This is a genomic window from Pseudomonas sp. 9.3L (assembly GCF_058536285.1).
In genome coordinates, this window is the sequence record NZ_JBZUBK010000001.1 from 2,811,547 (window position 1) to 2,824,259 (window position 12,713).

Consider the following 12,713-nt stretch of genomic DNA (forward strand, 5'->3'; position numbering starts at 1 on the left):
TGCTAAGGGCGTACGTCATGATTATGCGAGCGGAACGGTGAATGGTTGGTTCCCGTTGTTACAGGCGCTGGCGGATGAATGGCGGCGTGCCAGCAATTGGTCGAACAAACCGTGCAGGTTGCACTCAAAACTCAATCAGGCCGGCAACGCCCGCCACCCCCTGACCCCCAGCCTGGAGGCTTATATGACTGACGAACAAAACACCCAACAGCCTGATGCGCGGGTTACCGACACCGAAGGTAAACCGGTACATGTGGTAGAGCGCGACATCGAACAACCCGACCCGCAGACCGAGGACGTCGACAACCTGCTTACCCCTACCTCGATCAAACACAAAGAGCAGGACGCCGAAACCCTTGAGCGCGCCAACGCTCAGGTGGAGCGTAAGCTGCACAACTGACATGTTCTTGAGGCCTCCCGCAAACACCCAGCCCGTAGCACCACAGCTTGCTTGCGACCGCCATTACGCTGTTATCACTCTGGTCGCTGGCAAGCCACGCTGCTAGGACAATGCTGTGTAGAGGGATGGCGTACTCGCCGCTTAGCGCCAGTCGTCGAATATCCATGTACCGGGGCGATCATATCCTTCCTCTCCCCGGTGCATCGTTATCCCCAGGATATCGATAGCAAACCCGGCTCGAAGCAGGTGCTGATAGGCCAGCCGACGCCCTGTATTAACACCCAGCATCAGCCGCGTCTGCCCGTTGGCAGCGGCAAGGCTGTTGCAGGCCGCTAATAGCCGATCAAGCCGGGCGGCAGCTTGGCCCCCGCCTCGCACCAGCGCGAATTTCAGGTAGCACACGCCCTCGGCTGCTTCGCTGTAGGCGCCGAAATGGCAGGCTGCAAACCCTTCAACCGAACCGTCCGCTGCGCGTACCACTAGATTGGCGCCTAATTTCAGTTGGTCCACTGCCTGCAATTCGCCGCTCACGTCCAGGCCCGGGGCGATGCTGTCAGCCAGCACTGCACAGGCGCGCAGTGCCTCACTATCCAGCACAGGTACTGCAGGCGATTCGCCTGTGGTAGGGCGCACTGGCCGTTGCATGACGGCGGTCAGCGCTTGCGGCCAGAATCCAAACTTTTGATAAAGGCCCAGATGCCGTGGGCTATCCGGGAAGGTGAACAAGCCCGCATGGACAACCCCCCAGCTGTCCAATTGTTCAGTAAGGGTCCCCATGAGTGCCTTGGCCAGCTTGCGCTTCCAGTACACCGGGCGCACCGCCACAGGCCCGATCACCCCATGAAGCCCCCAGCGTGTTACTCCCGCCACGGCCGCCAGTTCGCCCTCCAGCTCAATCTTGAACCAGGCCGTGTGAGGGGCGCGCCAACGGCCTTCTACGTAGTCGCGATCGTTCCAGAACTCCCCAGGTGGTGCCTCGCCCATAAAGGCGGCGAACGCCTCACGCACTACCTCTCGGGCAGCCGGAAGATCAGCTTCAAGCAGCGGCTGAATCAATACCTCAGACATGGTGTTCCTTAAACGCACGACAACGGGTGAACAAAAGAGACCACTGGCGCGAACCTTTTCTTTCACGGTGGCTCTATTTTACTCAACGTCAGGAGATGGCATATGGCCGTTGTCCAAACTTCTTCAGCTGGGTTGAGCTTTGCACTGGATGCAATCACTGCCTGGGAAACCCACTGGGCCTTACAGGGCGATCGGTTGACGTGTCGCCACTGCGGTTCCAGCCAGGGCCGGTGGCAGAGTCGCCAACCGTTCCAGCATCGCCGTAGTTGCGATGGCGCACCCTTCGCGGACCCTATGCCCTGGGTCGCGGTACCCGGCTGGCGGGGCTAAGCCGGCCAGTGAGTACCCACCGATTGACTGCTAGCTGATCGGTAATTCCTGTAGCCATAAGCGATTCTTGCCGTTGTGCTTGGCTCGGTACAGAGCTTCGTCGGCTGCCTGCAGCCACTCTCGCTCGCAACTGTACTTTCGCGAATAAGGCACCAGGCCAATACTCAAGCTGACCTTAGGCACTGGTGACGTGTCGTCGGCCCATTCACAGAATAATTCCCGTATATCGTTGAGCTGGTCATACGCCTGGCTTACGGTCATGTTGAACAACAACACGCAAAACTCATCCCCCCCGTAGCGGCCCGGCACCGCGTGAGCCCCCAAACCTGCCCGCAACAGGTTGGCCAGCCGAGCGATAATGGCATCCCCTACCAGATGCCCATAGCCGTCGTTCACCGTCTTGAAGTCGTCGATGTCCAGTAGCGCCAGAATGGCCACCCCTTGGCCGTCCTTGCACCCGCCGAACGTGGTACGTAGCCGCTCCATCCAGGCCGCATGGTGCAGCAGGCTAGTCATGCCATCCAGGGTACTGATGATTTTGAAGGCTTTTTTGTGCACCGCTAACTGAACGGCCAGCCCGTAGCTGGCGCGGCTTACGGATAAGGGGTACAGCAGCAACATGGGCAAGCACGCCCATAGCTCGGTTTCAGACGTGTGCAGCGCCAGCTCGAAGCCGCCCAGCGCAAGGGTGGCCAGCAACCCCAGGCCTTGCAGGCCCAGGCACACACGCAACAGCTTCCAGCCGCCAGCGGCCATTGCATTCATGGCGACCATCGCCAGCAGCAACGCGCTGGGCAGCGGGTTAAGGGCCATTTGCCCAACCCATAGGCCCGCAAACAGGGCATCGCACAACAGGCTTCGGCGCTCTACCGCAAAGGGATCAAGGCTTGCCCGGGCGGTGAGGTACGCCAGCGTAGGCCATACGAAGGCGTTAAATAGCATCAACCCCCATACCCACAGGCTGGTGGTCGGGCGCTCTAGGGCAATGGCGCTAATGAAGATCAGGCTGCATGCACAGCCAAGCGTGCGCGGCCCATAAATGCGACGTGCGAAGTCGCGCCCCAATTCGCGCCGGCTACTGGCATGGCTCAACCCTCGTTCTCCTTTGAAACGGTTCAGCATCGGACGCTGCTTCGTGCGGCGTCACCCGTCCTGCAAGCCTGGACGCTCGCGGCGCAGATCATGTCACCTTGATTTACCCGCCACAACAGCGAGACGGTTACGTTCGTCGTTCGCGTTACCGTCTCGCTTTAGTTTCAGCGCAATTAGCCGATGCTTAAGGCCATTGGCAGGTGCTGTCTCGCACCTTTCGCTTCTGGGTCGAAAAGGGCTACGCACATGAGTGTGATCACTAACGCAAAACTGGCCACCAAACTATTAACGTCATTCGTGCTGTGCGCGCTGTTGACCTTGGCAGTAGGTGTGATTGGTGGCCATGGCATCGGCCAGGTGAGCGATAACCTTGACTCGGTGTTTTCCAATAACGTGGCGTCTGTTATTAACATCAACAAGGTAAAGGCCAACGTGGTCGCTCAGAACCGCGATCTCTATCGTTACCTGTCCCTTCAAGCCAGCAATGCATCGCCCGACACTGTTCGCGATACCCTTGCCTCCTTGAAAACTAGCCGTGATGAAGCTTGGCAGGCGTTCACGGCCTACCGCACTACGCCCCTGGCCGACGATGAGCGCGCGGCGGGTGACAGCCTTCAGCAAACCGATTGGAATGCTTTGCAGGCAGCAGTAGACAGCGCCATCGTCCTGATAAACAACAGCGATATAACCGGGGCTCGTGAAGCCCTCAACGGCCCGACGTTTGAAGCCTATCGGAAGGTAATCACCGACATTACCGTAATAAACGATTCAAATGTGCGCCAGATGGGTGAGACCAATACCTCATCTCGCGCCAGTGCCGCCACTGCGACATATTGGCTGGTAAGCGGCATTGCAGTGGCCTTCGTCCTCGCCGTGGCCCTGGGCTTGCTAATCACCCGTGCCATCGTGCGGCCTATCACTCAAGCGGTTGCCACCGCACAACGAGTTGCCCAAGGTGATCTGACCGCTACCATACATGCCGACCGCACCGACGAAACCGGCCAACTGCTTACTGCGCTGGATGGAATGCAGACCAACCTCAAGAACACCATCGACGAAATCGCACGGGCCTCAGACCAATTGGCCTCCGCAGCCGAAGAGCTGAGTGCGGTTACCGATGAGAGCACCCGCGGCCTGACGCGTCAGAATGATGAAATCCAGCAAGCCGCCACTGCTGTGAACGAAATGACCAGTGCCGTAGAGGAAGTGGCCCGCAATGCCGTGTCCACATCGGAAGCCTCACGCAGCACCAGCCAGGAAGCCGAGACCGGCCGTGCGCAGGTGCAACAAGCCGTAGGGGCCATCAACGGCATGGCGCGCGAGCTCAATGGGTCCACCGAAACCGTCCATACCTTGGCCAACCAGGTACGCAACATCGGTAATGTGGTGGATGTGATTCGCGGCATCGCTGAACAAACCAATCTGCTGGCGCTAAACGCGGCCATTGAGGCTGCGCGGGCGGGCGAGCAAGGTCGTGGTTTTGCCGTAGTGGCCGACGAGGTACGAGCGCTGGCAGCACGCACCCAGACGTCCACCGGAGAAATCGAAACCATGATCGCAACTGTACAAGCCACCGCGGAACAGGCTGTGCGCGCTATGGGCAATAGCCAGACGCTGGCGCAGAACACGCAACAGATGGCCGAGGCAGCGGACCACGCCCTTGAGCGCATCACCCTGGCGGTTGCAGGTATCAATGAGCGTAACCTGGTGATCGCAAGCGCGGCGGAGGAACAAGCACAGGTTGCGCGAGAAGTGGACCGTAACCTGGTTAACATTCAGGACTTGTCCAGCCAGACCGCAGCGGGTGCCAATCAAACCAATGCGTCCAGCCAAGACTTGTCTCGCCTGGCCACCTCGTTCAGCCGGCTGGTAGGGCGCTTCAAGGTGTAAGGCGCTGGCGGCTGGCGAGTGCCTTAGGCCAGCGGCCAGCGTTCCAGCGGCACGTATTCGCCTTTGCGCGATTCAAACAGTGTGAAGTGAGTGGCGTTAACCGCAAAATCAGGTGGGCTAACGGCTTCAGGGGGCGGCTCCCGGTAATCCCGTACCAGCGTGATATGGGGGCGGTACTCAGTAAAGGCCGGCAGCACCCCTAATGGCTGGAAGGCTTGTTGCAAGTCATAGGCAAGCCGCAATAACCCCTTGGGCGGGTCTTGAGGCGCCAGTACCAATACCCCTGGCCGGCGCCACGTCTCCAACTGGTCCAGCAGAATACGTGTTCGCCCACCGGGGGCTTTTACCGTGGCTGCCGCGTCTACAACCCCCTGAACCCGGGACAGCCCCACCTCGCCTAGAAACAGCAGCGTAAGATGAAAATTGGCGGCCGGCACGCGGCGGCCACTGCCGAGCGTTAATGTGCTACGCCAGCGGGAGATCGCCTTGCGCTGCTCGGCCGGGCATTCGAGGGCGAAGAACAGCCGCTTGGCCGGCTCTCCACCCTCTCCCAAGGCGTACATCATGCTGGCAGCCTCGTACCGTCAGGCGCCCATGTTAAACGTCACTGGGTCTGGGCCCAGGCGCTCGTTGCGCTCCAATTGACTGATGCGGGCATGATCGTCTTCAGTCAGCTCGAAATCGAAGATCTCGAAATTGCTACGAATGCGCTCAGGTGTAACCGACTTGGGGATCACGATCATGCCCTTGTCTATATGCCAGCGCAGCGCAACCTGAGCGGCGGTTTTGCCGTACTGTTGGGCGATGGCCTGCAAGGTGGGGTCATCACTGACTTTACCTTGGGCCAGCGGGCTCCAGGCTTCAGTATGAATGCCCAAGCGTGCGTGCACTTCGCGCAGGTCGGCACGCTGAAAGTACGGGTGGGCTTCGATCTGATTCACCGCCGGGGTTACGCCGGTTTCATCGATCAGGCGCTGCAAATGGTCAGGGTTGAAGTTGGAGACGCCAATGGACATCGCCCGCCCCTCTTCGCGCAAGGCAATCAGGGTTTTCCACGTTTCTACGTACTGGTCTTTCTGAGGCAGCGGCCAGTGAATCAACAGCAGGTCAACATACTCCAGTTTCAGCCGGTCCAGGCTCTTGCGAGCAGCGTCAAGGCTTTGCTCGGCCCCTTGGTCAGCGTTCCACACCTTGGTGGTCACAAAATACGACTCACGCGGTAAGCCAGCATCGACCAAGCCCTGGCCAACACCTGTCTCGTTTTCATAGATAGAGGCGGTATCAATGGCGCGATAGCCCACTTCGAAGGCTGTGCGCACGGCATCACGGGCTTGGGGGTCAGTGGCTTTCCAGACACCCAAACCCAGTTGCGGCATCATCTTGTCGTCGTTGAGGGTCACGTAAGGCACAGATTTGGTCATCAGAGGCTCCTGTCGGTGTAGGGTGCGGCCGCTGAAAAACGGCGTACATAGGTTACCGACAGCGCGGCCCAAGGCTCGGTTCGGTAAAATCCCTGCCGCCTCAAGTTACGCTATGCTCACAGGGCAACCCATCACACAGCCGCTTCTGCTTCTGAAGAAGGTTGATCCCCCTCCCGCAGTACGGCGTGCGCTCATGACTAACCCTGTGTTCGATGAAAGCAACCTGACCATTCGCAAGTTGTTCCCCACCCCCCTGGTGAGCTGCCAACTGCCCGGTTTCGAGGCCCTCAATGAGCAACTGCGTGAATTGATCCTGGCGGAGGAGGCCCGCGCCCGGGGCGTGCAGCACAGCAATCAGGGCGGTTGGCAGTCGGGGGGCGATTTTGCTGACTGGGCCGGGGAGGCAGGTGTTCAATTGCTGGCTTTCGCCCAGGACATGGCGCGCAGCCTCACGGCCGTTCACACACCAGAGAACACCCTCGTGCACGCAACATTTGACTGGCACTTCAATGCCTGGGCCAACATCAACCGTGCCGGTGACAGCAATAGCGTGCATGGCCACGCCGGGGCCTTCTGGTCGGCTGTGTACTGGGTAGACGATGGCGGCCGCAGCGAGAACCCCGCCATCGGCGGCGACCTTGAGTTTCTCGACCCACGTGGGCTGGTGGCGTCTGCCTACCGTCCAGAGCTGCGCATGCGTGTGGAGGAATGCGTCACTGCTGGCTGCTCTACCACCGAGGCTGCGCGCAGCGGCACGCTGGTGATGTTCCCCTCTTGGTTACTCCACAGCGTGCGGCCCTTCACAGGTACTCGGCCCCGCATGTCGGTGGCCTTTAACTTTGGCTTATAGCGCTTTTACAAGGGCACATGCTCGTTCTGTCGAAGTCGACGGACCGAGGCATGGTCGGAATTTGATTATTTTCGGAAGAAATCTGTAAAAAGCCGTAACACTTCGTAATGACTACTGATAGGATTTCACGCCCGAGAGTCATTCCTATTGCCAACCTGGCGCCTATCAGCTGATCCATTGCAGGAACCCCCATGGCCGTTCGCTTTCCGTCCCGCCCTACCCTTCTGGCGCTGTGCTGCTCCCTGAGCGTGAATGCCTACGCCGCCGATGACGCAGTGAACCTGGGCACTGTCGCGGTCACCGCGCAGAAAACCGAAGAAGCTACCTCGTTACCGCCGGAATTTCCGGGTGGCCAGGTGGCGCGGGGCGGGCAATTAGGGGTGCTGGGTAACCAGGACACCATGGACGTGCCCTTCACACTGACCAGCTATACCGCCAAACTGATCGAAGACCAACAAGCCGAGGACGTGGGCGATGTTCTGCTTAACGACAGCTCGGTGCGGCAGGCGTTTGGCTTCGGCAACAACTCGCAGGTGTTCGTGATCCGCGGCTTGACGCTCAACGGCGATGACATCTCTTACAACGGGCTGTATGGGGTGCTGCCCCGGCAGATTCTGTCCACCGATGCCTTGGAACGGGTGGAAGTGTTCAAGGGCCCTAACTCTTTTCTTAACGGCGTATCCCCTACCGGCAGCGGGCTGGGCGGCGCGGTGAATCTGGTATCAAAACGCGCCGGAGATGTTCCCACGCGCCGCTATACCCAGGACATCACCACCGATGGCCGGGTGGGCGAGCATTTGGACCTTGGCCAGCGCTTTGGCGAGGACAACCGCTTCGGCGCGCGGGTGAACATCAGCCAGCGCGAGGGCGAGACGGCTATCGACGACCAGGATCAGCGCAGCAAGCTGTTCGTGGCGGGCCTGGATTACCGAGGCGATCGGTTCAGGGTATCGACGGACGTGGGGTATCAGAAGCAGCGAATCAATCATGCCCGAAATACAGTACGTTTAGGCAATGCCACTAGCATTCCAACCCCTCCTGAAGCTAGTAAGAATTATGGCCAGGATTGGAGTTATACGGAAAGTGAAGACACCTTCGGCATGCTGCATGGCGAATATGATTTAAATGAAAGCTGGACGGCCTATCTATCCGGTGGCGTGAAACACACCCGCGAAACAGGATTGTATGGCACTCCCGTTTTGCAAAATGGTACGACAGGCGATGCGACCATCAGTAGCTCTGCTATCAATCACAATGAAGATAACACCAGCTTTGCGGGCGGGCTCAATGGTAAATTTCAAACCGGTCCGGTTAGCCACCAAGTAGCAATAGGTGCTGCTATCATTTGGGCCCAGCAGGAAAATGCCTTTGAATTCTACAACGGTGCGCCTACCGCCACTAACATCTACCACCCTCACGCGCTTACTGAGTCCACAAATCCTTATTTCATCGGCGGCGACTTGGGCGACCCAGGCGTCACCGGCAAAACGCGTAATCGCAGTATTGCTCTCTCAGACACACTAGGCTTTTTCGATGACACGCTATTGGTCACCGCCGGCCTACGCCGTCAACAGTTAAGGGTGGAAGCCTATCAATACGATGGTGGCACCCTAACTCAATATGATGGAAATAAATCTGCCACTTATGACGAGGCCATAACTACTCCCGTTTATGGGCTCGTATTCAAACCTTGGAATTTCGTATCCTTGTATGCCAACCGTATAGAAGGTTTAGCGCAAGGCCCCACGGCACCCACTGACGGCTCTGTCAGCAATGGCGGCCAAGTATTTGCCCCTGGTCGTACTAAACAACTTGAGGCAGGCATCAAATTCGATTGGGAGACTTACGGCGCTAGCTTAGGTGTCTTTCGCATCGAAAAACCAACAGATGGCTTTGCCCGAAATGGTGTATTCGTTGCTGATGCAAAGCAAATCAACAAAGGCATTGAGCTAAACGTGTTCGGCGAACCTATCCAAGGCCTCCGCTTGGTGGCTGGCGCGACTCGTCTTGATACTAAGCTTGAAGATACCGGTGATGACACCGAGGGTAACCACGCAGTGGGCGTGCCCACTTTCCAGATGAACGCCAGCGTAGATTGGGATGTACCGGGCTTGGAAGGTGTAGCCGTTAACGCGCGTATGCTTCGTACCGGTGGTCAATACGCTAATGTAGCAAATACGCTTACTCTGCCCACGTGGAACCGATTCGATGCTGGTGCCCGCTATAAATTCAAGGTAAGCAAGAAAGACGTGACTCTCAGGGTCAACGTGGAAAACCTCACTAATAAGAACTATTGGGCATCTGCCTATGGAACCAATAATTCCCTAAGTCAAGGTGATCCCCGCACGGTCAAGTTCTCCGGCACGGTCGACTTCTAAAGGGCAGGGCGGCTTTGTAGGCCGCGCGCTTTCGCAAACCCAGGCTTAAGACGCCTGCCGCAAGGGGATGTACGTCAGGTCATGCTGTTCCAAGGCCGCCGCGATGCGTGCGCCGGTGTCTTCCAGCCGGGCTACTAGCTCCTCGCTGGGTGCATGCAGCAGCCACGGGTACTGGTGCGCCGTGGCCGCCAGGCCCATGGCGTCTACCCTGTCCGCCGCCTGACTGAAGTGCGCCATGTCCGGCAGGTAGGCGGTAAAACCCTCCCCCTTCAGTGCCATGGTGCGTATGCCAAGCAGCTTGCAGATCGCGGCTTTCGCGGCGATGTCGGCACGGTCGGCCTGACGCGACTGCTCAATCAGGCCCGCCAGCGCGGGGTCCATCACCTGAGTGCCATGGATCAGCACAGGGCCCTGCTCCCACGCCTGAGGCGGGCAGTCCTTGCGCTCGGCCCTCAAGGGAATGTGCGGGTTAATTTCCATGGGGTAAATGCGGCATACCAGCGGCCGCCGGTCATAGATGCGGCACATCTGTTGCTCATCGAGGTTGCGGCACGGCCCTTGGTTAAAGGCCGCAAAGGTAATGGCCACATGGGCATGGGTACTACCACAGGGCACGCGCAGAGACCGACGGCGGGCATGCTCCAGCGCAGGATCCAACTCAGGGCGTGCGGCCTCCAGAAAACCCTCCGTAAGCACGATCAATTGCCCGCCGTCGTTGGCCCAGGCCACGGCCTCGCTCAGGGTGAGCGGAACATGGTGATCGTTACAGCACTTGCCACAACCCACACAGGAAAATCGCATGCTCGGCGCACCCTCTTAATAGCAACCCCCGGCGGTAAACCGACGCGGGGGCAGGATAAGAAGGGGCTGAGCATTTTGTGTGCCAGAGTGGCTCTGGAACGTTTAGGTCACTGAGTAGAGCCCAGCATTAAGGTCGGCGGATTATGACCATTCGGCGTCCGTTAACCATGGTTACTTCATAGGAATCATCCGAATCGTAGCTAGACGCTACAGACGATCTTCTTGAAGTTGCCGGGCTAGGTGAAGGTACGAGACTGGACTCTGAAGCACTAAGTTGAGGCCGTACGGTAGCCACAGGCCTGTTCGAAATTCCAACACGTGCTGGGCTGCGTGGCTGCCTTACGATGGTAGAGGGAAACGTTCCAACGCTGGGCAATGGAGTTATCCTTTGAGGCCGTACGACAGCCAAAGGTATCTCCTCTACTAATCTTGCTACTGAAGTGTTCTGTTTTTTGGCGAGGTACTTATAAAACAGCTTTAAAACCTCTTTTGACCTGCCGCTGCGGTCTACAAAATTCAGAGGGTCGCACGTGCAGTAAGCATATGCATTAATCCCGCCCGTCCCAAAAGGGCTGGAAGCGTCAGGTCTGCCAAATCGAAAGAGTTGGGGGCTATAAATGCGGTATCCATTACCAAGCATGTAGTTGCCTTGGTATTCCTGAAAGTATCCCGTAAAACCTACAGCCCCTTTCAGGTCAGGCCGAAACCCGTATGGCGTATAGCAGCTAGCGGGATACCCGCTTCTGGAACTATCTAAATTTGAATTGTTTATATCAGTGAATAATAGTGCTGAATTAGAACTTTGCATGAGCCCCCCGGCAGAGAAAGTGCACCGTTATCTTTTCACATTTCCACTAGCACCCCAACCTGGCAGTTATATTAGGTTTCTGACTCCTCAACGAATGACTGTGTTAGCAGTCAACAGCGGCAAATCAGTGGCTAGCTTGAGGCTAAAGAGTACTGGCTGAAATAGCGCATAACCCCCGCGACCCCAACCAACGACCTCACGTCGGGAAATCCCAAGCGTAGCGGCGCTACCTTCCTGCAGATCGGGTCCTAGTGTTCAGCACACTTGGGGGCATTTTATGGACAATCCACTTACCGCGCTGGACTCCTCATCACGAGACAACAGCATCGTGATCAACTCCTACACCACCGTGCTTCGTCACTCACGGGTCCCACATGACCTGTTCGCCGCCTACTGGCGGGATGTGCACGGGCCGCTGTGCTCACGCATTCCGGGGCTCGGCTGGTACGTGCAGTACCACTTCAACCGCGAGAAAGACGCCCACTTATGGCCCGTGATCGAGGGTATAGCGCCCTTGCCCGGCTATACCCTGGACGGCGCGGTGGAGATCGGGTTTGGCTCGGCTGAAGACCAGCAGCGTTTCAAGGCAGGTAGCAAACTGTTGTTCGCCGACGAACAGAATGTGTTTGAAGAGACACTGTGCTACGACTTGCCCCAAGGCTCTACCACGCTGGTGGACTACCTGGCAGACCCGTGCCCGAATGAAACCGAGCTACTGGACCGCCTGCACGTGCACTTCCATGGCGAGGTGGGAAACAGCAGCGCCTTTAATCAGTTTTTCAGCGAACAGCTGGCGCCTGCCTTTGCGGCAGACCCTGCGGTGATGAAGCTTCGCCTGCATTTACCGACTCCGTACGACAACGCCCGCCCCGCTCCGCCCGCCCCTGGGGTGCGTCACGAAGCGCCCTCGGCCCGCCTTCACCTGGCAATGCTGGAGCTGGTGTTTGAATCACCCCTGGCGCGGCGGCAGTTTTTCCAATCCACCGCGTTCCGTCATGCAGTTGCAGGGTTGGGTGAGCATGTGCGCTACGTGACACCCTTTGCGGTGGGCGGCGTGTTCACCTACGTACGCGGCGGTGAACTGACCCTCGCCGGCTTGCGGGGCAGCCGAGCTGCGCAGCTGATCCGGCAGCTGGGTGCCGCCAACCAGATAGAGGCTGACACCCTGGCACTGTTCAAGCCGCAACGCCCCGCGCCTCGTTAAGGCCTAAGCGCCTGTCGCGAAGCGACAGGCCGCCGGTTTACAGCGAGGTTTGAAGCGCTTGATACACACCACACAGATGAAAACAAAAAAGGCGACCTTTTCAGGTCGCCTTTTCGGCAGCTCATCAGCGTTCAGTGACTGGTGAGCAAATATGGCGCAGCGGACGGGACTCGAACCCGCGACCCCCGGCGTGACAGGCCGGTATTCTAACCGACTGAACTACCGCTGCGCGATACACTGAGCGAGTGGTGGGTGATGACGGGATCGAACCGCCGACATTCTGCTTGTAAGGCAGACGCTCTCCCAGCTGAGCTAATCACCCGTTGTCTCTCGGTGTGGCGCGCATTCTACGGATGGCTTTCCCTGCTGGCAAGCCTTTTTTTAAAAAAAATTCCGAGCCCTTCCAAAGACTTAGCGCAGGCTTGGCCTGAGGCTTAACAGAGAGAATAATGCGCGGCTTCTGTTCCCCAA

At 58.2% G+C, this 12,713-nt stretch carries 12 protein-coding genes and 2 tRNA genes; 6 read left to right on the top strand and 8 right to left on the bottom strand.

Features of this window, described 5'->3' with window-relative positions:
* The first annotated feature begins 184 nt into the window (after positions 1-184).
* The gene (locus AC4LE2_RS12810; RefSeq protein WP_491826124.1) at positions 185-400 is read left to right on the top strand and encodes a hypothetical protein; all 216 of its coding nucleotides are present in this window, start codon (positions 185-187) and stop codon (positions 398-400) included.
* Between the two features lie 141 nt (positions 401-541).
* On the opposite strand, the gene AC4LE2_RS12815 is transcribed toward AC4LE2_RS12810, so the two are convergent.
* A complete protein-coding gene (locus AC4LE2_RS12815; protein WP_491826125.1) occupies positions 542-1,468 on the bottom strand; it encodes a GNAT family N-acetyltransferase in 927 nt (308 codons plus the stop codon).
* Positions 1,469-1,570: 102 nt separating this feature from the next.
* Between AC4LE2_RS12815 and AC4LE2_RS12820 the strand changes: the two genes are divergently transcribed.
* Positions 1,571-1,798 (top strand): hypothetical protein, encoded by a 228-nt coding sequence (locus AC4LE2_RS12820; protein WP_491826126.1) that lies wholly within the window; start codon positions 1,571-1,573, stop codon positions 1,796-1,798.
* Positions 1,799-1,828: 30 nt separating this feature from the next.
* Here the strand turns inward: AC4LE2_RS12820 and AC4LE2_RS12825 are convergent, their stop codons facing one another.
* The gene (locus tag AC4LE2_RS12825; protein ID WP_491826127.1) at positions 1,829-2,920 is read right to left on the bottom strand and encodes a diguanylate cyclase; all 1,092 of its coding nucleotides are present in this window, start codon (positions 2,918-2,920) and stop codon (positions 1,829-1,831) included.
* Positions 2,921-3,136: 216 nt separating this feature from the next.
* Between AC4LE2_RS12825 and AC4LE2_RS12830 the strand changes: the two genes are divergently transcribed.
* A complete protein-coding gene (locus AC4LE2_RS12830; protein WP_491826128.1) occupies positions 3,137-4,780 on the top strand; it encodes a methyl-accepting chemotaxis protein in 1,644 nt (547 codons plus the stop codon).
* A gap of 23 nt (positions 4,781-4,803) precedes the next feature.
* On the opposite strand, the gene thpR is transcribed toward AC4LE2_RS12830, so the two are convergent.
* Both thpR and AC4LE2_RS12840 read right to left on the bottom strand, forming a co-directional pair.
* The gene (gene thpR / locus AC4LE2_RS12835) at positions 4,804-5,346 is read right to left on the bottom strand and encodes an RNA 2',3'-cyclic phosphodiesterase (RefSeq protein WP_491826129.1); all 543 of its coding nucleotides are present in this window, start codon (positions 5,344-5,346) and stop codon (positions 4,804-4,806) included.
* Positions 5,347-5,364: 18 nt separating this feature from the next.
* Positions 5,365-6,201 (bottom strand): aldo/keto reductase, encoded by an 837-nt coding sequence (locus AC4LE2_RS12840; protein ID WP_491826130.1) that lies wholly within the window; start codon positions 6,199-6,201, stop codon positions 5,365-5,367.
* Positions 6,202-6,394: 193 nt separating this feature from the next.
* Here AC4LE2_RS12840 and AC4LE2_RS12845 point away from each other — a divergent pair, with 193 nt between their 5' ends.
* A complete protein-coding gene (locus tag AC4LE2_RS12845) occupies positions 6,395-7,051 on the top strand; it encodes a TIGR02466 family protein (protein WP_491826131.1) in 657 nt (218 codons plus the stop codon).
* Positions 7,052-7,242: 191 nt separating this feature from the next.
* A complete protein-coding gene (locus tag AC4LE2_RS12850; RefSeq protein WP_491826132.1) occupies positions 7,243-9,429 on the top strand; it encodes a TonB-dependent receptor in 2,187 nt (728 codons plus the stop codon).
* 45 nt (positions 9,430-9,474) lie between these two features.
* Here the strand turns inward: AC4LE2_RS12850 and AC4LE2_RS12855 are convergent, their stop codons facing one another.
* Both AC4LE2_RS12855 and AC4LE2_RS12860 read right to left on the bottom strand, forming a co-directional pair.
* Positions 9,475-10,230 carry a YkgJ family cysteine cluster protein gene (locus AC4LE2_RS12855; protein ID WP_491826133.1) on the bottom strand — a complete coding sequence of 252 codons (756 nt, stop codon included), beginning with the start codon at positions 10,228-10,230 and terminating at the stop codon, positions 9,475-9,477.
* 127 nt (positions 10,231-10,357) lie between these two features.
* Complete coding sequence (locus AC4LE2_RS12860; protein ID WP_491826134.1) at positions 10,358-11,038, bottom strand: RHS repeat-associated core domain-containing protein; 681 nt, start codon at positions 11,036-11,038, stop codon at positions 10,358-10,360.
* 277 nt (positions 11,039-11,315) lie between these two features.
* On the opposite strand from AC4LE2_RS12860, the gene AC4LE2_RS12865 reads away from it, so the two are divergent.
* Positions 11,316-12,242 (top strand): EthD domain-containing protein, encoded by a 927-nt coding sequence (locus tag AC4LE2_RS12865; protein ID WP_491826135.1) that lies wholly within the window; start codon positions 11,316-11,318, stop codon positions 12,240-12,242.
* 152 nt (positions 12,243-12,394) lie between these two features.
* Here the strand turns inward: AC4LE2_RS12865 and AC4LE2_RS12870 are convergent.
* Positions 12,395-12,471, bottom strand: a tRNA-Asp gene (locus AC4LE2_RS12870).
* Positions 12,472-12,488: 17 nt separating this feature from the next.
* A tRNA-Val gene (locus AC4LE2_RS12875) sits at positions 12,489-12,564 on the bottom strand.
* Positions 12,565-12,713: the final 149 nt, after the last annotated feature.